Annotated in this window: 18 protein-coding genes; 7 read left to right on the forward strand and 11 right to left on the reverse strand. The window is 67.2% G+C overall.

The genetic code is table 11. The features are described 5' to 3' along the window. Positions 1 to 17: 17 nt before the first annotated feature. From maiA to purT, 11 genes are all read right to left on the reverse strand, one after another. Positions 18 to 662: a maleylacetoacetate isomerase gene (maiA, locus tag C725_RS11075; RefSeq protein ID WP_008602955.1), complete on the reverse strand. Its 645-nt coding sequence runs from the start codon at positions 660 to 662 to the stop codon at positions 18 to 20. Continuing rightward, a complete protein-coding gene (locus tag C725_RS11080) occupies positions 659 to 1,690 on the reverse strand; it encodes a fumarylacetoacetate hydrolase family protein (RefSeq protein ID WP_008602958.1) in 1,032 nt (343 codons plus the stop codon). The genes maiA and C725_RS11080 overlap by 4 nt, the downstream gene beginning before the upstream one ends. 20 nt (positions 1,691 to 1,710) lie before the next feature. After that, on the reverse strand, positions 1,711 to 3,102 hold the full coding sequence (locus tag C725_RS11085; RefSeq protein WP_008602961.1) for a M20/M25/M40 family metallo-hydrolase: 1,392 nt from the start codon (positions 3,100 to 3,102) through the stop codon (positions 1,711 to 1,713). Between the two features lie 220 nt (positions 3,103 to 3,322). Beyond that, the gene (locus C725_RS11090) at positions 3,323 to 5,455 is read right to left on the reverse strand and encodes an alpha/beta hydrolase family protein (RefSeq protein WP_008602965.1); all 2,133 of its coding nucleotides are present in this window, start codon (positions 5,453 to 5,455) and stop codon (positions 3,323 to 3,325) included. 134 nt (positions 5,456 to 5,589) lie between these two features. Continuing rightward, entirely contained in the window at positions 5,590 to 6,942 is a 1,353-nt protein-coding gene (gene der / locus C725_RS11095; protein WP_008602967.1) for a ribosome biogenesis GTPase Der, read from the reverse strand. 10 nt (positions 6,943 to 6,952) lie between these two features. Next, positions 6,953 to 8,281, reverse strand: coding sequence for an outer membrane protein assembly factor BamB family protein (locus C725_RS11100; protein WP_038283010.1), 1,329 nt, complete (start codon positions 8,279 to 8,281; stop codon positions 6,953 to 6,955). Continuing rightward, positions 8,281 to 9,087, reverse strand: coding sequence for a tetratricopeptide repeat protein (locus tag C725_RS11105; protein WP_008602971.1), 807 nt, complete (start codon positions 9,085 to 9,087; stop codon positions 8,281 to 8,283). Before C725_RS11105 ends, C725_RS11100 begins: the two co-directional genes overlap by 1 nt. A gap of 157 nt (positions 9,088 to 9,244) precedes the next feature. Beyond that, on the reverse strand, positions 9,245 to 10,102 hold the full coding sequence (panB, locus tag C725_RS11110) for a 3-methyl-2-oxobutanoate hydroxymethyltransferase (protein ID WP_008602973.1): 858 nt from the start codon (positions 10,100 to 10,102) through the stop codon (positions 9,245 to 9,247). A gap of 10 nt (positions 10,103 to 10,112) precedes the next feature. After that, positions 10,113 to 10,985, reverse strand: a complete 873-nt coding sequence (locus tag C725_RS11115) for a DMT family transporter (RefSeq protein WP_008602975.1) — start codon at positions 10,983 to 10,985, stop codon at positions 10,113 to 10,115. A gap of 30 nt (positions 10,986 to 11,015) precedes the next feature. Further along, entirely contained in the window at positions 11,016 to 11,369 is a 354-nt protein-coding gene (locus C725_RS11120; protein WP_008602977.1) for an ArsC family reductase, read from the reverse strand. A 3-nt stretch (positions 11,370 to 11,372) separates the two neighbouring features. Continuing rightward, the gene (purT, locus tag C725_RS11125) at positions 11,373 to 12,557 is read right to left on the reverse strand and encodes a formate-dependent phosphoribosylglycinamide formyltransferase (RefSeq protein WP_038283012.1); all 1,185 of its coding nucleotides are present in this window, start codon (positions 12,555 to 12,557) and stop codon (positions 11,373 to 11,375) included. 123 nt (positions 12,558 to 12,680) lie between these two features. Here purT and C725_RS11130 point away from each other — a divergent pair, with 123 nt between their 5' ends. The 7 genes from C725_RS11130 (at position 12,681) to C725_RS11160 (ending at position 19,211) form a co-directional block, all read left to right on the forward strand. Continuing rightward, a complete protein-coding gene (locus C725_RS11130) occupies positions 12,681 to 13,202 on the forward strand; it encodes a methyltransferase family protein (protein WP_051051359.1) in 522 nt (173 codons plus the stop codon). Positions 13,203 to 13,282: 80 nt separating this feature from the next. Continuing rightward, positions 13,283 to 13,990 (forward strand): HAD family hydrolase, encoded by a 708-nt coding sequence (locus C725_RS11135; protein WP_008602982.1) that lies wholly within the window; start codon positions 13,283 to 13,285, stop codon positions 13,988 to 13,990. A gap of 32 nt (positions 13,991 to 14,022) precedes the next feature. Then, on the forward strand, positions 14,023 to 14,739 hold the full coding sequence (locus tag C725_RS11140) for a phosphocholine cytidylyltransferase family protein (protein ID WP_008602984.1): 717 nt from the start codon (positions 14,023 to 14,025) through the stop codon (positions 14,737 to 14,739). Then, positions 14,715 to 15,887, forward strand: coding sequence for a hypothetical protein (locus C725_RS11145; protein WP_008602987.1), 1,173 nt, complete (start codon positions 14,715 to 14,717; stop codon positions 15,885 to 15,887). Before C725_RS11140 ends, C725_RS11145 begins: the two co-directional genes overlap by 25 nt. An 11-nt stretch (positions 15,888 to 15,898) precedes the next feature. Continuing rightward, positions 15,899 to 17,017: a CDP-alcohol phosphatidyltransferase family protein gene (locus C725_RS11150; RefSeq protein ID WP_008602989.1), complete on the forward strand. Its 1,119-nt coding sequence runs from the start codon at positions 15,899 to 15,901 to the stop codon at positions 17,015 to 17,017. Positions 17,018 to 17,244: 227 nt separating this feature from the next. Next, entirely contained in the window at positions 17,245 to 18,312 is a 1,068-nt protein-coding gene (locus tag C725_RS11155; RefSeq protein ID WP_008602991.1) for a diacylglycerol/lipid kinase family protein, read from the forward strand. After that, the gene (locus C725_RS11160) at positions 18,309 to 19,211 is read left to right on the forward strand and encodes a hypothetical protein (RefSeq protein WP_008602993.1); all 903 of its coding nucleotides are present in this window, start codon (positions 18,309 to 18,311) and stop codon (positions 19,209 to 19,211) included. The genes C725_RS11155 and C725_RS11160 overlap by 4 nt, the downstream gene beginning before the upstream one ends. Positions 19,212 to 19,217 lie beyond the last annotated feature (6 nt).

Below are 19,217 nucleotides of genomic sequence, written 5' to 3' on the forward strand. Positions count from 1 at the left end.
GCTCGGTTCGTCTTCCTTCAAGTCTCGGCGTCGGGCTGCGCCTCCGGGCGCGCCGCCTTCACCGCTTCGTTTTCCATGAGCGCCTTGTCCGCCGCGACGAGCGCGGGGAATGCCTCCAGATCCATTCGGAAGCGCCGGGCATTGTACATTTGGGGCGGCAGGCAGATGTCCGCGAGCGTGATGCGGTCGCCGAACAGATAGGGACCGGGCGAACGCTCCGCGAGTTCCTCCAGCGGCCGGAATCCCTCCCGAATCCAGTGCAGATACCAGGCGTCGATCGCGTCCTGATCCTGCCCCATCTCTGTCTTCAGATATTTGAGGACGCGGACATTATCGAGCGGGTGAATATCGCAGCCGATGATCTGGGCCGCCGCGCGGATACGCGCGCGCTCCTCGGGCGTCTGACCAAGGAGCGGCGGATCGGGATAAGTTTCGTCGAGATATTCGACGATCGCCATGGACTGGTTGAACGCCTTGTCGCCGTCGACCAGCAGCGGCACCAGCCCCTGCGGGTTCATCATCTTGAAACCCGGCGACCCTTGCGCACCCTTCTTCAGGTCGATCGAGGTCTGCTCGTAATCGAGGCCCTTCAGATTGAGGGCGATCCTGACCCGGTAGGCGGCCGAGGATCGCCAATAGCCGTAAAGCAGCCGCTCGCTCATTGGCCGCCCGTCGCGCTGGTCTGAAGCGGCACGACCTCCTGCTCGATGGTTCCGAACAGCGGTTTGCCGTCCGGCCCGTCGACCCAGATGCGGACCCGGTCGCCATGCTTCATGAACTCCGTTGCCGGCTTGCCGCTGGCGATGGTCTCGATCATGCGCTGCTCCGCGATGCAGCTATAGCCCTTGCCGCCGTCCGCGACGGGGCGGCCGGGGGAATTGTCGGGGTCGCGGTTGGACACGGTGCCGGAACCGATGATCGAGCCGGCGCCGACCGCGCGGGTCTTTGCGAGGTGCGCGACGAGAACGCCCATGTCGAAGGTCATTTCCTCGCCCGCCTCCGCGCGGCCGAACGGTTTTTCGTTGTAATCGACCTTCAGCGCGTGATGCAGCTTGCCGTCCTTCCATGCATCGCCGAGTTCATCCGGCGTGACATAGACGGGCGACATGGCGCTTGCCGGCTTCGACTGCACGAAGCCGAACCCCTTGCCCAGTTCGGCGGGAATGAGGTTCCTGAGGCTGACATCGTTGGTCAGGCCGACGAGCGCGATACGCTTCAGCGCCTCCTCCCGGCTGGCGCCCTGCGGCACATCGGTCGTGACGACGACGATCTCCGCCTCCATGTCGCAGCCCCAGCTTTCGTCCGCGAGCGTGATGGGATCGCGCGGGCCGAGGAAGCCGTCGCTGCCGCCCTGATACATGAGCGGGTCCTCCCAGAAGCTGTCCGGCAGCTCCGCGCCGCGCGCCCGGCGAACGAGCTCCACATGGTTCACATAGGCGCTGCCGTCGGCCCATTGATAGGCGCGCGGCAGCGGCGCGGCGGCATCATGTTCGTGGAACCGCTCACGCGGCACCGCCTCATGCTCCAGATCCTCGGCCAGCGATTCGAGCTTTGGCGAGATGCGGTCCCAATCGTCGAGCGCCGCCTGCAGCGTCGGCGCGATGTGCGCGGCGTCCGTATACCAGTGCAGATCCTTCGACACGATGACGAGACGGCCGTCGCGGCCGCCCTTCAGGCTTGCGAGTTTCAAATGGTCCTCCTGTTATGTTTTCATTCGCTTGCGAGGGCGCGGATGATCGTCGGCCAGTGTTCGAGACCGGCGAAGAACGAGTCCACGCGCATACGTTCATCAAGCCCGTGAGCGAACATCTGGTTCCGGCGCATGAAGCGCGAGGAAACGGCATAGGTCGGGATGCCGGCGACGCGGAAATGCATGCCGTCCGTGCCGCCCGATTCCATGTACGGGATCAGCGGCAGGTCCGGATAGCGCGCATGCACCGCCTGCGCCACCGCAGCGTTCACATCGTCCCGCGGATCGGAAACCGGGCTGGTCGTCGGATCCCCGCGCAGCACCCACTGCGCGTCCGGATTGTCGCCCACCTCGGCCAGCGTCGTCTGCACGGCCGACACCTCCGTCCCAGGAAAGATCCGGCAGTTGACTGTGGCGGTGGCGCGCTGCGGCAGGGCGTTTTCGGCGTGGCCGGCATCCAGCATGGTGGCGACGCAGGTCGTGCGGGTGAAGCCGACCATGGACGGGTCCGCGGCGATGGCGGCCGCCGCCTCCGGGTCGTCGGGGTTTTCGGCAAAGCGGGTCAGCATGGCGCCGGCCTCTCCGCCCATGCTCTCGCCAGTGGCAGCGAAGAATTCACGCGTCACGGCGTTCGACTGCACGGGGAATTGATAGGCCTCGACCTTCTTCAATATGTCCGCCAGTTCGTAGATCGCATTGTCCGGGCGAGGGCGCGAGGAATGACCGCCCTCGTTCCGGACGGTGACATCGAAAGTGGCGAAGGTCTTTTCCGCCACCTGCACCATATAGGCGAGCGGGCTGCCATCACCGTCGTTCAGGACGCCGCCGCCGGCGTCGGAGTTGAGCGCGAAGGCCGGCTGTTCGCCGGACAGCGCCTCGACGAGCGCCTTCGTCGTTTGCATGCCGGTTTCCTCGTCGCCGGAAAAGGCGAGGTAGAGGTCCCGGTCCGGGCTGAAACCGGCCTGTTTCAGTTCCGCAAAGGCGCGGGTCAGCATGGCGATGCCAAGCTTGTTGTCGATGGTCCCGCGACCATAGAAATAGTCGCCATCCTCGGTCAGGGTGAAGGGGTCGCGCTCCCAATCCTCCGGCAGCGCATCGACGACATCCATATGGCCAAGAAAGGCGATGGGCGCCTTCTCGCCCGTGCCGGCATAGCGCACGAGGAGATAGGCGGTTTCGCCCATGGGCTGGACGGTGATGTCCGCGTCGATGAAGCCGGCCGCCTTCAACTCCTCGGTCAGGCGCGCGGCCATGGCGGGCACCTGTCCCTGCCCCTCCGCCGTGCGAAAGGCGATGAGGTCGCGGTAGAGCGACAGCGCCGCCTCACTGCGCGGATCGGTGCGTTCGGCGGCGGTTGCCGGAGCGGCGATGGCGGACGCGCCGAGAAGCGCGGCGATCAGAAATTTGTGCATGGTCCTCCCCCCTCTTCTTTTCGGTCTGTCATGCGTCGGCGGGCCCGGCTTGTCGAGGGGGCGGCAAGCGGAGGCGCCTTGCGCGGAAAGTGTCTGCCGAGAGCGCAGGAGGTGGATCCCGGCCTGCGCCGGGATGACGGTTGGGGGGAGTTGCCGGGTGACGGCTCCCCCCGATGACGGTTGGGGGGATGCCGGGTGGCGGCTACTCCCCCGCCCTTCGCTAGTTTGCTGCGGGTGCGGCCGGCGCGGTGCCGGCGACCTGCTGCGATGCGTCCGGTTTCGCTTCGTCATATTTGCGGAACCAGCCGAGGATATAGGCGACCTTCGCCATCAGGTTGGACGGCCGCGCGGTGATCGAATGGCCGGCGCCCTGAATGCGCACCATGGCGCTGTCGACGCCCTGGATCTTGAGCGCGCCGTAATATTGCTCGATCTCTGAAATGGGCGTGCGGTAATCCTCCTCGCCGGTCAGGACCATGGTGGGCGTCGTGACATTGCCGACGATCGACAGCGGCGAGCGCGCCCAGTAGCTGGCCTGATCCTCCCACGGTTTCGCGCCGAACAGTTCGTCCCACTGGCCGACGCCGAAATCGGACAGGAGGATGAAGGAGGTCCAGTTGATGACGGGCTTCGCCACCACCGCCGCGCGGAACCGGTCGGTCTTGCCGACGATCCAGCTGGTGAGGACCCCGCCGCCCGAGCCGCCGGTCACGTAGAGCCGTTCCGGATCGACGAAGCCCAGCCCGACGGCATTGTCGACCGCCGCCATCAGGTCGTCATAATCGGGCCCCGGATATTTGCGGTCGATCCCCATGGCGAAGTCGTCGCCATAGCCGGTAGAACCGCGCGGATTGCCGTAGAGGACGACATAGCCGGCAGCGGCATAGAGCTGCAGTTCGGCGGCAAAACGGCGGCCGTAATTGGCGTGCGGGCCGCCGTGAATTTCCAGGATCATCGGATATTTTTTCGACGGGTCGAAGCCCGGCGGCGTAATCATCCAGGACTGCATTTCGGTGCCGTCCGCCGCGGTGGAGGTGAGTGCCCGCACCTCGCCGAACCGGTTCATGCCGGTCAGGTCGTCATTGATGTGCGTGAGCTGGCGAACCTCGCCGCCGTCCAGCATGGCGAGTTCGGCGGGGGCATTGTCGCTGACGACGTTGAACGCGACTGTCCCGGCGTCCCTGGCGACCGAGAAGCTGGCGCCGGAATAGGGCCGGCCGAGGCTTTCGCCGCCCAGCCCCTCCGCCAGATCGTCATGGCCGCCGCCGAGCGGGGCGCGCGCCAGCTTTGTCGTGCCGCCATCGTCATAGACCATGTAGAGCGCGCGGCCGTCCGGATCCCATTCGAACCCGCCGATGGAGCGGTCGAGATCGGCGGCCACGCGGCGTGCATCGCTGCCGTCGAGACGGCTGGTCCACACCTCTGAGGGAACATGCCAGGACTTGCGGTCGCTGCGCACGACATAGGCGATGCGGTCGCCCTTCGGCGACAGCTTCGGCCCATATTCGCTGACCGGGGTCTGCGTCACGGGACGCACGCCGCCGGTGCGGACGTCCACGGCGAAGATTTCGGTCTGGCCCTGCCCCTCTCGCCAATCCTCCGTCCGATCGGAGGAGACGTAGAGCGTCTGGCCGTCGCGCGACCAGGACGGGGTGCCGTTATATTCGTAATCGTCGCGCGTGATCCGCTTCGGCGTGCCGCCCTCCGCACTGACGACGAACAGGTGCGACAGGCCCTGCTCGTAATAGCCGGCGCCGTCACCGCGATAGAAGGTCTGATCGATCACCTTCGGCCGCGCATTCCATTCCGCCCCCTCCGGCGCGGGCGGCAGCACGGCGATGGGCTCGGCGTCCGTATCGGTGAACATGGTGAAGGCGATCCGGCTGCCGTCCGGAGACCAGGCGAGGCCCGACGGCGATTCGAGAAGGTCCGTGATCCGCGCGGTCTGGCCGTCCTCCATCCAGCGCACGTAGATCTGCGCGCCCTCGTCGCCGGCATTCACATAGGCGAGGCGCTTCCCGTCGGGCGACCAGCGCGGGCTGGAATAATTCTGCGTGCCCGACAAGAGCGGGCGGTGTGCGCCGCTTTCGACGTCGATCGTCCAGAGATTGCTGCGCTCCCGGTCGGTGCGGACGTCGAAGCTGTGACGAACATAAACGATGGTCTTGCCGTCGGGCGAGACCTGCGGCTGCGAGGCATATTCGAGGTCGAACACGTCCATGAGCTGGAACACCGTCGGATCGTCGGGAATGGTCTGCGCCGCTGCCCCCGTGGCCGCCCCGGACGCCGCCGCGACGGCCAGAATGGACGCGGCCGCGCCAGCCTTCAGCCGGCCGAGAATCGATGTACGCATGTGCTGAACTCCCCCAATTGCGAATGTCGAGGGGTGGACTAGCGCGGGCTTCCGGGCCGGTCGAGGGGGGTTGTTATCATGGCGTGGATCCCGGCCTTCGCCGGGATGACGGCTATGATAGAGCGTCTTGGACCCTACCGGTCCGCGTAGGGGTTCGCCTTCGACCGCATGGTCAGGCGCAGGGGGACCCCCTCCAGGTCGAAGGCGCTGCGCAGCGAGTTGACGAGATAGCGTTCATAGCTGCGCGGCAGCGCATCGAGACGGCTGCCGAAGACGATGAAGCTGGGCGGCCGCGATTTCGCCTGCGTGATATACCGCATCTTGATGCGCTTGCCGCCGGGCGCGGGCGGCGGGTTCTTGTCGAGCGCCTCCTCGAACCATCGATTGAGGGCACCGGTCGAAACGCGCCGGCTCCAGGCGTCGCGCTGTTCGAACGCCACCTGGATCAGCGTATCTATGCCCTTCCCGGTCTCGCCCGAAACGGTGAGAAGAGGCACGCCGGAAATCTGGCTGAGCCCATCCGCAAGCGCGGCCTTCACACCGTTGAACAGCCGCGACTGATCCTCTGCCACGTCCCATTTGGAGAGACAGATGATCAAGGCGCGCCCCTCCTGCAGCACCTGATCGGCGATCTTCAGATCCTGCGCCTCCAGCCCCAGCGTCGCGTCGAGCAAGAGCACGACCACCTCGGCAAAGTCGATGGCGCGGCGGGTGTCGGCGACGGAGAGTTTTTCGAGCTTGTCCTGCACCCGGGCGCGCTTTCGCACGCCGGCGGTGTCGATCAGGCGAACATCGCGCCCCTGCCAGCTCCATTCGATCTCGATGGAATCGCGGGTGATGCCCGCCTCCGGCCCGGTGACGAGCCGCTCCTCCTCGAGAATGCGGTTGATCAGCGTGGACTTGCCGGCATTCGGGCGGCCGACGATGGCGAGGCGCAGCGGCCCCTCCGCCTCTTCGTCATCCGCATCCCGCTGAAGCGCGGACGTCGCCGCGTCGACATAGGGGGCAAGCGCCTCGTGCAGGTCGCCCATGCCCTCACCATGTTCGGCGGAGATGGCCACGGCCTCTCCGAAACCGAGTTCGAACGCCTCGTATATGCCGCTGTCGCCGGCCGACCCCTCCGCCTTGTTGGCGACCAGGATCAGCGGCACGTGCTGCGTGCGCAGCCAGTCCGCGAAATGACGGTCCAGCGGCGTCAGGCCGGCACGGCTGTCGATGACGAGGAGGGCGGCGGCGGCATCGCCGAGCGCGGCCTCCGTCTGCATGCGCATGCGTCCGGACAGCGATTCGGCGACCGCATCCTCCAGCCCCGCCGTATCGACGGCCGTGAAGCGAAGGTCGGAAAGCGTCGCCTCCCCCTCCCGCCGGTCGCGCGTCACGCCCGGCGTATCGTCGACCAGCGCGATGCGCTTTCCCACCAGCCGGTTGAACAGCGTCGACTTGCCGACATTCGGACGGCCGATGATGACGACCTTTGGAAGCGTCACGGCTTCGGCCCTAGCGCCAGGCGCTCAGGCGCCCGCTTTCGTCGAGCAGGTAAAGGGTCGATCCGGCCACGATGGGACCAAGGTAGAATTGCTTTCCCGCCTCTGCCTGGAAGGTGACGGAGCCGTCCTGCGGCGAAGCGGCGATGATCTGCCCCTCCGACGAGGTCAGCCACAACCGGTCCCCCGCGAGCACGGGACCGCGATAGGTAATGCGGCCCTTCCGATCCTCGGGGTCTCGCCATTGCGGCAATTGCGACACCCAGCGGATGCGCCCGTCGCTTTTCGAAACGGCGACAAGTTCCGCATCGCTCGACACGGCGAAGATCCAGTCGCCCGCCAGCCAGGGCTGCGCGATGCCGCCCACATTCTGTTCCCAGATACGCTGACCGCCAGCAAGTTGCAGGGCCACGAGCCGGCCGCCATGCCCCATGGCGTAAACCCGGCCGTCATCGTCGATGATCGGCGAGGCGTCGATGTCGCTGAGCGCGGACAGGGAGGTCGTCTGCCCCGTCCGTGCGATGATGTCCTGCCAGACGGTGCGGCCGTTTTCCATACGCACCGCCGTCAGTTCACCGGACGAGAAGCCGACGATTGCCGTGTCGAGCGCGACGGCCGGAGCGGCGGCGCCGAGAAGGCCAGCCGGCTCGACGGTGCCGACGACGTCCCAACTGCGGCTGCCGTCCTGCTTGCCGAGCGCATAGACCTGATTGTCCTGCGTCACGACGAGCACGTTGCGTTCGGAGACAGTCGGGGCGCCGCGCAGGGGCACGTCCAGATCGGTGCGCCAAATCTCTGCCCCCGTATTCGCATCATAGGCGGCAGCAAGGCCGTGCCCCGACGTTGCGTAGACGCGGCCGCCGAAGACGGACACCGCACCGCCGAAGGCGCTGCGTTCGCTTTCATCCTTCTTGCGAAGGCTGGCGGACCAGAGCTCTCGCCCGGTCTGCGTGTCGAACGCGCGCACCGTGCCGACCCTGTCCATGGTGAAGATGCGGTTGCCCTCCACCACCGGCTCGCCGCCGATATAGGCGCGGGTTTCCGAACCCTGCCCGATCTGCGCCGTCCAAACGCGCTGCGGCGAGGCCGCCAAGGTAAGCGCCCCGAGGTTCTTCGCAGCCTCTCCACCGGGCTGGGTCCAGTCGACATTGGCGATGCCGGCAGGCAGCGTCACGGGCGTATCGGCGAGTGCGGCATCCGCCTCGATCCCGCTTTCCTGCGGCAGCACGGCCACGCGGTTGCCGATCGTCGGCGTCGTTTCCTCGTCGCCGCTGAAGATTCCGCATCCGGTGACGAGCAGAGAGAATGCGAGGGCGGTTCCAAGTCCAAGATTGCCGCGCATCACTCGCCCCCCGCCTTCGGCGCAGATGCGGCACCGGCACCGGCATCGGCGGCGGCGGCATCGCCATCGCCGGACGCCGCCGTGGGCGCGCCGTCCTGCTGCGCCTCCACCGCCTGCATCGCCGAATTCTGCCCACCATGGGCGGCAGCGAGCTGCGCCGCGCGCTGACGCAGCGACGGCGGCAGGTCGTTGGAGGCCGCCATGCCGGCATAAAGCTCGGCGGCCGCATCTTCATCGCCGTCCTTCAAATAGGCCGCAGCGACCATTTCGCCGGCAACGCCGTACCAGGGGCTGTCGGGCTGAGCGAGCGGCGCCAGATCGGCGATGATTTCGCGAGGCGCCTCGTTTTCGAAGGCGAGCCGCGCCGCACGGATCGTTGCGAGATCGCGCAGCGGCGACACGACAGCCGTGTCGGCGGCGACCTCACGATATTTCGCAATGGCCTCCTCCACGCTGCCGTCGTCGGCCAACAAGCCTGCGGCGATCAGGCGCGAGAGGTCGGAATAGCCCGGCACGTCGCCGTCGGCGAGTGTCTCGATCGTATCGCGAGCGTCCGCATCGCCAAGGTCGAGCCCCCCGATCGCGGAATCGAACGATTCGGCCTGCTCCGCAGAGGCCGCAACCGATTGTTCCTGCCACCAGAGAAATCCGGCAAAGGCGATCAGGAACAGCCCGATCAGGACCAGCAGGATACGGCCATACTTCGTCCAGAACCCGTGCATCAGGTCGGACCGGTAGGCCTCGTCCACCTCGCGCATGAAATTCTGCGATTGCGGATCGGCCGCTGGGGTTGGCGTCTTGGCCAAGTGACTACGCTCCTGGAAATGCCGAAATGGAATGAGCTGGAAATTGGCGGCGGACCATAGCGCCGCGAATGGTTACGCGCAAAACCTTATCGGCCCCTCGTGTCGCCGCACATTTTCAGCGCCTGGCAGAGAGGTCGGAACGCTACGGGACGCGGTGTTATTTCTTGACGCCGTAAAGCTGCGCATCCTCCGGAAAACTGCGATCCTTCACGGCGGCGGCATAGGCGCTTGCAGCCTTGCCGATATCCTCCGCCAGAGTGCCGAAACGCTTCACGAAGCGGGGCGTCCGCTCGAACATGCCCAGCATGTCGTCGACGACGAGAACCTGGCCGTCGCAGGCGGCTGAGGCGCCGATGCCGATGGTGGGGATCGATACACTGTCCGTGATCTGGCGGGCGAGGTCCTCGACCACGCCCTCGATCACCAGAGAGAAGGCGCCGGCCTTCGCGACCGCCTCTGCATCCTCGATGATGCGGGCATATTCTTCCTGGCTCTTGCCGCGTGCGCCGTATCCGCCAAGCGCATTCACCGCCTGCGGAGTCAGCCCGACATGCGCCATGACGGGGATGCCGCGCTTGGTCAGGAAGGCGATGGTGTCCGCCATCGCCACCCCGCCCTCCAGCTTCACCGCGGCGCATCCGGTTTCCGCCATCACGCGGGACGCAGCGCGGAAGGCGGCCTCCGGACTTTCCTCGTAACTGCCGAAGGGCATGTCGACGATGACGACGGACTTGTAGGAGCCGCGCACGACCGCCGCACCGTGGGCGCACATCATGTCGAGCGTGACGGGAAGCGTGCTGGACAGGCCGTAGATCACCTGCCCCAGACTGTCGCCGACCAGAAGCACGTCGCAATGCTCGTCGAGAAGCTGTGCCATGCGCGCGGTATAGGCGGTCAGCATGACGATGGGCTCGCCGCCCTTGCGCTTCTGGATGGAGGGCACGGTCATCCGCCGCATCGGCTCCGGCACGGGATGCGAACGGCTGGTCGACGTATCGAGCTGGAAAGTAGACATGAGCCGTTTCCTAACCGGCAAATTGCAGGATGGCGAGGCCGGCCGCCAGCACGAGCGCGGCGGCGAGGCGGCGCAGGCCCACCGTCTCCTTCAGAAGATAGGCGCCCATCAGCGCGGCGAAGACGACGGATGTCTCTCGCACGGCCGATACCTTCGCCGCCTCCACCAGCGTGAAGGCGATAAGGGCCGCGCCGTAGCTGAGGATGGAGAGGACTGCGCCGACGAGCCCATATCGCCACTTCGCGGCGATAAGCGCCCGCACCTGCCCGCGTCTGCATATGAGGGCGACCGTGCCGGTGCCAAGGCAGTCGAACATGAACAGCCAGACGATGAACGTCGCCGGCTCCGGCGCGATGCGAACACCGCGCGCATCGGTGACGTTATAGCCGGCAATGCCGATGGCGGTCAGCGCCGCGAAGACAAGCGCGCGCCGGTCCGGATGCGCTGCCAGACGCTGACCGCGCGGCGGCCAAGCAAAGGCGATGACGGCCGCGCTGGCGAGCATCAGGCCGAATAGGCCGGCCGGCGTCAGCCTCTCCCCAAGGACGCCCCAGGCGGCAAAGCCGGTCAAGAGCGGCGCCGATCCCCGCATCACCGGAAAAACGAGAGACAGATCGCCGTGCTTCAGCGCGCCGATAAGGGCGAGCTGATAAAGGAAGTGAACCGGCACCGCCCAGGCAAGCGCCGACCAGGTTGCGGCATCGGGCACCGGCACCAGAAATGCCGCCGGCATGATGAGGAGTGCCGCGCTGGCCTGCAGGAGCGCGCGGGAGGCGAGAATGTCGCTGCCCGCCTTCACACTGACGTTCGCGGCCGCCAGCGTCACCGCAGAGAACAGGCCGAGAAGAAGGGCGGTTGTCGCCGGGTTCAGGACCAGGCTCATGCCGCACCCGTCGGGCGCTCTGGTCGGGGACTATGCGGCGAGGCCGGCATCCTCGTACCGAGCCGTATCGTAGCCGACGAGCAGCGGACCGTCATGCGCGATGACCGGACGCTTTATCAAGGAGGGGTTGGCGGCCATCAGGTCGATGGCGCGCGCTTCGTCCACGCCCTCCTTCTCCGCATCCGGCAGCTTGCGCCACGTGGTGCCGCGCCGATTGAGGAGCGTCTCCCAGCCCGCTTCGCCGGCCCAGCTTTCCAGGTCGGCCTTGCGGACGCCCTCCTTCTTGTAATCGTGGAAGCGATAGGCGACGCCGTGCTCCTCCAGCCATTTGCGCGCCTTCTTGACGCTGTCGCAGTTCGCGATTCCGTAAAGCGTGACGGTCATCGGCTATTCCCCTTCATATTCGATGCGAACGAGACCGGCGGCCGCCACGGCTTCGGCCCGCGCGGCATCGACGTCGCCGCCGCCGACGCGCGCAATCGCAACACCCATGCGGCGATAGGGGCGCGTCGAGGGCTTCCCGAAGATGCGAACGTCCACGAACGTGCCGTCGCGGCCGCGTGCCAAGGCGTCGTCCAGCCCGGCGATCCGAAACGCGTCCGCATCGCGGTCCGCCAGGATAACCGCGCTCGCCGATGCGCCGCGCAGCACGATAGGCGGGATCGGCAGTCCGAGAATGGCGCGCGCGTGCAGGTCGAATTCGCTATAGTCCTGGCTGGCGAGCGTCACCAAGCCGGTGTCGTGCGGGCGCGGGCTGAGCTCCGAGAAGATCACCTCCTCGCCCTTCACGAAGAACTCCACGCCGAAAATGCCGTGGCCGCCCAGCGAGAGCACGACGCTGCGCGCCATGTCCTGCGCGCGCTTCAGCGCAGCCGGCGCCATGGTGGCCGGCTGCCAGCTTTCGCGGTAGTCGCCGCGCTCCTGCCGGTGGCCGATGGGCGGGCAGAAATGCACACCGTCCGCCGCCGAGACGGTCAGCAGCGTGATCTCGTAATCGAAATCGATGAATTTTTCCGCGATCACGCGCTGGCGGTCGCCGCGCATGCCGGCGACGGCATAATCCCATGCCGCCTCGACTTCGCCGGGGGTATTCACGGTGCTCTGTCCCTTGCCGGACGAGGACATGACGGGCTTCACGAGAAACGGGGTGCCAAGCTCGTCGGCAGCAGCGCGCAAATCCGCCAGCGATTCGGCGTAGCGATATTCGGATGTCGTCAGGCCAAGGTCGCCGGCCGCCATATCGCGGATGGCATCGCGGTTCATGGTCATCTGCGCGGCGCGCGCCGAGGGGACGACGACGGTCCCCCGCGCCTCGTGCTCCGCGAGGATTTCGGTCCGGATCGCTTCCACCTCGGGCACGATGAAGTCCGGGCGGTGCCGTTCGATGACGGCCGCCAGCGCATCGCCGTCGAGCATCGAGAAAACCTCGCTCTCGTCCGCCATCTGCATGGCCGGCGCCGCCGCATAATTGTCGCATGCGATGACGCGGCAGCCGAGGCGCTTGGCGGAAATCACGAACTCGCGGCCAAGTTCGCCGGAGCCGAGGAGAAGGATCGTCGCGGTCGGTGTCATGGGAATCACGTCATAACGGCGCGCGCGCCGGTTGACAGCCGGCAGTTGGCGGCAGCGAGTTGGAAGGCGGTGGCACAGAGCCGCGCATTGCCAGCCGGACGCCGGGCGCGCTATTCATTGGCCATGCCCGCCAAACGCTCCTCCCAGCCGCCCGAACGCCCCCGGACCGGGAGCGCGGCGGACCGCGACAATCCGGGCGTCATCGCGCCGCCGCCGCTCCTCTTCGCCGCGCCGCTGGCTGTAGGCCTTGTCCTGCAATCTGTCGTTCTTGACGGCGGCATGGGTCTGCCGGGCCTGTTTCGCTGGCCGATCGGCAGTCTCGCCATCCTCGCCGGCCTGGCGATTATCGGCCTGGCGGTGGAACGCTTTGCGCGGGCCGGCACCAACCCGGAGCCCTGGAAGCCGGCGACCACCGTTGTTGCCGACGGTATCTACCGCCTGTCTCGCAACCCGATGTATCTGGGAATGGCCCTCGCCTATGCAGGCATCGCGGTGCTGGCGGACAGCGCGCTCACGCTCGCGCTGCTGCTGCCGGCGCTGCTGATCGTCGATTTCGGCGTGATCCGGCGGGAGGAGGCGTATCTGGAACGGAAGTTCGGCGCCCGCTACCGCAACTTCACGGCACAGACCCGGCGCTGGCTCTGACCGTGCTCGCCGCGTAGGGACGGAGGTCCGCGCTCCGGCGGCGCTTGCCAAACCGGCTTCGGCCGCGCCAAGCGGGGCGGATGCAGCGCCTTGCAATCTATGATCTCGACCGGACCGTCACACGGCTTCCGACATGGACGCCGTTCTTGCTTTCGGCCGCGCGGCAGGCGGCGCCCTGGCGGTTGGGGCTGGTGCCGGTCGCCGCACTCGCGGGCGCGGCGCACAAGGCGGGCCTGATCGGACGGGACCGGATCAAGGAGATCATGCACGCGCTGATGCTGGGCCGAACGATTCCGCCCCATCGCCTTGCGCCATTGGTGGATGGTTTCGTGGAGCGAACCGTGGCGGGAAATATCCGCCCGGGTGCGCGGACACGAATGGAGGCGGATCGCCGCGCCGGGTATCGTGTCGTGCTGGCGACGGCGGCGAACCGCTTCTACGCCGAGGCCCTGGCGGAGCGGCTGGATATCGCGGACGTCGTCGCGACGGAATCGCTCTCTGCCGGTAGCGGCGATGTGCGAAACCGGCTGAACGGCGCGAACGTCTACGGTCCGGCAAAACGCGCGGCGGTCGAGGCCTGGATGCGCGGAGAGGATCTGGAGCGCGGCGATGTCCATATCCGCTTCTATTCCGATCACGCATCCGACGCGCCGATGTTCGCGCTGGCCGACGAACCCTTCGCGGTCAATCCGCATGGGGCGCTCAGACGGCTGGCGCAGGCAAACGGATGGCCCATCCTCGACTGGAACGCGGACGCTCCCCGCCCGGTGGACGGCGAGAAGACCTGACAAGCCGGCGTGCGCGGGCTAATGGCGCGGCGATGAATGCCGTCATACTCAGTGCCGGGCGCGGATCCCGACTGCTGCCGCTTACCGACGAGATGCCGAAATGCCTGGTGACCGTGGGTTCGCGCGCCATTCTCGACCACCAACTCCACGCGCTCGCGCAGGCGGGCGCAGAGAAGGCCGTGGTCGTCGGCGGCTATCGCCATGACCGGATCGCGGATCATCTGGAGGCCGCGCCGCCGCCGCTGCCGACGGAACTGCGTTTCAACCCCTTCTGGGCGGTGTCGAGCAGCATCGGCAGCGTCTGGGCCGTTCGCGACCTGCTGGGCGGCCGCTTTTGCCTTATGAACGGGGATACCATTCTGGAGCCGCAGATCCTGAGCCATGCCCTCTCGGCGCGCCCCGCCAGCCTGGGCCTTCTTGCCGAGCGCATCGAGCGGCCGCAGACGGACGATATGCTGGTGCAGGAACGGAATGGATCGGTGCGCGCCGTTGCGAAGCATCTCGACCCCGCCCTTGCCACGCACCGCTCGCTCGGCGTTATCGTGGCGGCTGAAGCCAGCGGCTATCGCGCTGCGCTGGATGCGGTGATTGGACGGCCGCGCGGTATCGAGGCCTATCATCACGACGTGGTCGCCCATCTTGCGCATACTGGCCGCGTCGAGCTGATCGCCGAGGAGAGCGGGGCCTGGGCGGAGATCGACCGGCCGGAGGACATTGCGGACTGGTGCGAACGCCGGACGCCGGACTGACGGCTGGATCGCCGATGTCAGAGCGCCAGAACGCAGAGGTCGCCTTCCTGTTTTTGGGCGAAATGCTGCTGATCCCGCATCTTTATCCCATCGTCGAAGCGCTGGGGACGGCCGCTCCCGACCTGCCCATGGATCTGTGGGTGTCAACGTCCATGCACGAGGGACTGCTGGCGGGCTGGCGGCCGCCGGGACGCGTTCGCATACGCCGTGCGCCGGGTTTCCACCAGCTTCCGGATGCCGTTCCCGGCACGAACCCGCCCTTGCCGGCGAAAATGCCGATGCTTGCGCGGCTGGCGCCGGCTCTCGCGCGCACGCCGGTCGCGGTGTGCGCGGAGCAGACGAGCCTGTGGCTCCCGCGCTTGTTGCCGCTGAAGACCCGTTTCGTGAAAACCTCTCACGGCGTCGGTTCGATGAGTGCGCGGGACGACAAGCGCCGGCGTGCCGCCTTCTTCACAATGGTGCCGAGCGAACGCGAGCGCGCGACCTATCTTCAGCGCGGCATGAACCCCCAGCGGATCGCGGCCACGGGTTACGTGAAGGCGGCGTTCCGGCACCGCACCGCAACGCGGCCACGCTTTCCCGAGGCGCGCCCGGTGCTGCTCTATACGCCGCACTGGCGCGCCGAACGCTCGTCCTGGCCCGTATGGGGGCAGGAGATCGTCACCATGCTGGCGGCGCAGGACCGCTACAACGTCATTCTTGCCCCGCACCAGCGGCTGGTCGAAACCTGTCCCGGGGTGCGCGGTGCGCTGGCAGCGGTCGCGGACCTGCCGCACATGCACTGCGACCTCGACAGCTTTGCCATGGTCGATGGCAGCTATACGGCGGCGGCGGACCTTTATCTGGGTGACACGTCCAGCCAGCTTCTCGAATTTCTGATGACGCCGCGGCCCGCCGTTTTCTTGAACACGCACGAGACGGATTGGCCAAGCGATCCCTCCTACGACATGTGGGGCGCCGGCGAGGTCGTCACCCGTGCAGAGGATATCATGGCGGCCATCGCGCGGGCGCCGCAGCGGCACGCCGACTATATCGCGTTCCAGCAGAGTTACGCGGAAAGCGCCCTCGGCGACACGTCGGGTGCGGCGGCCGCGCGTGCGGCGGAGCAAATCCTGCGCATACTCGCCATGCCCGCCGGCGGACGCTAATCGGCGCGGCCATGACGAACGAGACAAACGCAGCGCCGACGGTCGCCGCCTTCGGCACGAACGACACGCCGATCTGGGGCATGAGCGCGGAAGAGCGCCTGCGCCGTATCGCGAAGAGCCGGGGGCACGCCTATGACCCCGCCGCAGCGTCCGGGCCGCTTCTGCTGTCGAACCTGGTCTATGTCTTCGATCCCGCATGGATGGCCCATCTGGAAACGCGGCCCGGGACGGTGATGACCCGCCGCGGCGTGCCGGTGCTGGCGCATGTCGAAGCCGGGGACCGGACGGCCGTCGAAGCCGCGGCGAAGGGCGCGCCGCTACCCGCCCACCTGACCGTCGTCGCGGCCGAAGCGGAAGGCGGCATTCTGAACGAGGCGCTGCGCAAACGCGAAAAACCCTTCGCGGAGCAGCTGACCCCGGCAAACGTCGCCGCCATCGAGCGGCTGAGCTATCTCGGCGCCTATAAGGGTGTCACGGACCTGCTGACCAAGTATCTATGGCCGAAATGGGCCTTTGCGCTCACGAAGCTGTCCGCGAAGATCGGCCTGTCGCCGAACGGCGTCACGGCCATCGGATCGGTGCTGTGCATCGCTGCCACCATCGCCTTCTGGTATGGCTGGTTCTGGACGGGCCTTGCCGCCGGCCTCGTCTTCATGGTGCTCGACACGGTCGATGGAAAGCTGGCGCGGTGCACGATCACCTCCTCGAAGCTGGGCAACGCCTGGGATCACGGCGTCGATCTCGTCCACCCGCCCTTCTGGTGGTGGGCCTGGGCCGAGGGGTGCGCCGCCTATGGCCGCCCACTCAGCGACACGGTGTTCTGGTGGGTCATCGGCGCGATGCTGTTCGGCTATGTCGCGCAGCGGCTGATCGAGGGGGCGTTCATCCTTCGCTTCGACATGCATATTCATGTGTGGGAACGCTTCGACAGCTGGTTCCGCCTGATCACCGCGCGGCGCAATCCAAACATGGTCATCCTGTTCGCACTGCTGCTGGTGGGCCGGCCGGACTGGGGCATCGTCGCCGTTGCGATCTGGACGATGATCTCTCTGCTCGTTCACCTATGGCGTCTGTTTCAGGCGATGGCGCGGCGGTCGCGTGGGCAAGCCATCGAGAGCTGGCTCGCCTGACGCGGCTCTTGCCGCGACCGGTCTCCGGCCCCATCTCCTGCCGGATCAAGGGGTGGAACGCCCCGATTTCAGGGTGGTTGAAGACGGGCGCCCGGCAATCGCGCCTTGTCGGACCTGCCGGATCGATTAAGAACCGGCAAGATCATGTTAATGGCGGGCCGAATATTGTCTCCCGCTGCGACAGCATAAGCGAGGTTTGTTTCATTTCGACGTCTGATAGCCCTGCGATGGGCCGGTTCGGACCGGCCGTTCCGGGCGGTGCCGACGGCGCCGTCTCCGAACGGCGTGCGGCAGAGGCGGCGCTGGACAAGAGCCTGCGCGAGGCCGACGACCATGCCCGTAAAGCGGCGGCTTCCGGCCAAGCACGCACGGCGCCGCGCGTCGGCATCATCAGCAATCCGCGCAGTCACCGCAACAAGTCCGGGGCGCGCCCAAAGCTGGAGATCGAACGCGGCGCGCTGCTTGCGACGCCCGCCACGCGTGAGGCCCTGGCCGAGGCCATGTTGCATTTCGCGCGCCACGGCGTCGATCTGCTGATCGTCGATGGCGGGGACGGCACGCTACGCGACGTGATGACGGCCGCGCTGCCCGCCTTTGGCGGCGTGCTGCCCGCCATGGCGATCCTGCCGTCGGGCAAGACGAACGCCTTCGCCATCGATCTGGGCATTCCGCTCGACTGGACGGTCGCCGATGCGGTGAAGTCGGTTCGGGCGGGGCGCACGCGCGGCCGGGCTCCGCTGGAAATTCACCGGCATGAGCGTGGCGCGAAGCCGCTGCGGGGTTTCCTGTTCGGCGCCGGTGCGTTCGTGCGGGCCACGGCCCTGGCGCAGCGCACCCACCGGATCGGCGCCTTCAACGGCCTTGCCGTCGGCATGTCGCTGGTCTGGGCGATCGGCCAGACATTCTTCGGACGCCGCGACAATCCGTGGCGCGTGGGCGAGCACATGACGATCGCCAAGGCGGAAAGCGGCGAAACCATGGACCGGAACTTCTATCTGGTGCTGGCATCGACCCTGTCGTCGCTGCCGCTGGGGCTGAAGCCCTTCGGCCGCAGCCGCGGGACGCTGAGCCTTCTCGAAACGGACGCGCCACCAAAATGGCTGCCGGTGACGACGCCCGCCGTCCTGATGGGCAAGGAAGGCGGCTGGCTGGCCCGCGCGGGTTATCGCCATCATCACGATTCCGATGCCTACGAGATAGAGACCGAGGGAGGATTCATCCTCGACGGAGAAGCCTATCCGGCCGGTGCGCTGACCCTGAAAGCAGGCGACCCGGTCCACTTCGCCGTTCCGTGAGCGCGCTGCAGCGGTTCATCGCGGCGGAACTTGCGCAGCCGGTGGATGCCGACATCGCCGCGGCCGCGCGCCAGCTTGCCGACCGTCTGGGCGGTGAGGCGGTGCTGTTTTACGGCTCCATCCTGCGCACGGGCGACCTGAGCGGCGTTCTTGATTTCTATGTCCTCGGAACCGAAGCGAAAAGCGGGTTCGTGGGCCGTCATCTGTGGCCGGACGTCAGCTATCATGAACGGGATATCGGGGGCCGAACGCTGCGCGCGAAGGTTGCAGCGATGCCGCTCGACACCTTCGAACGGGCAGCGGCGGGGCAGACCGTCGACACCACCATATGGGCGCGCTTCGTGCAGCCGAGCGCCCTGATCTGGGCCCGCAGCGAGACCGTCGCCGCGCGTGTCGTGGCGGCCGTGGCCGCAGCGGCGGAAACCGCAGCCGCGTTCGCCGCGCTGCACGGCCCCCGATCCGGACAGGCGGATGCCTATTGGCGCGCGCTGTTCCGGGCGACCTATGCCACGGAATTCCGCGTCGAACGACCGGGACGAGAGGATCAGATCCTCGCCCATGCCCGCGAGCGGTATCGGCACCTGCTCCCCCTCGCCTGGGCATCGAACGGTCTCGGCTTCAGGGCCGACGGAGATGTTCTGACGCCGGACCTGCGCGCGGACGAACGCCGCCGTTTGGCGCATGCCTGGACGCGCAGAAGGCGGCTGGGCAAGCCGCTGAATTTGGCGCGGCTGGTAAAGGCGGCCGGCACATTCGACGGCGCGGCCCGATACGGCCTGTGGAAGGTCGAGAGACATACCGGTGTGAAGGTTCCCTTGACCCCATGGCGGGAGCGGCACCCCATTCTGGCCGCGCCCTCGGTGCTGTTTCGCGTTTGGCGCGCACGGCGCGGTGCCTGAGGCCGG

This window comes from Pacificimonas flava, assembly GCF_000342165.1.
In the GTDB taxonomy this organism is placed as follows: domain Bacteria; phylum Pseudomonadota; class Alphaproteobacteria; order Sphingomonadales; family Sphingomonadaceae; genus Pacificimonas; species Pacificimonas flava.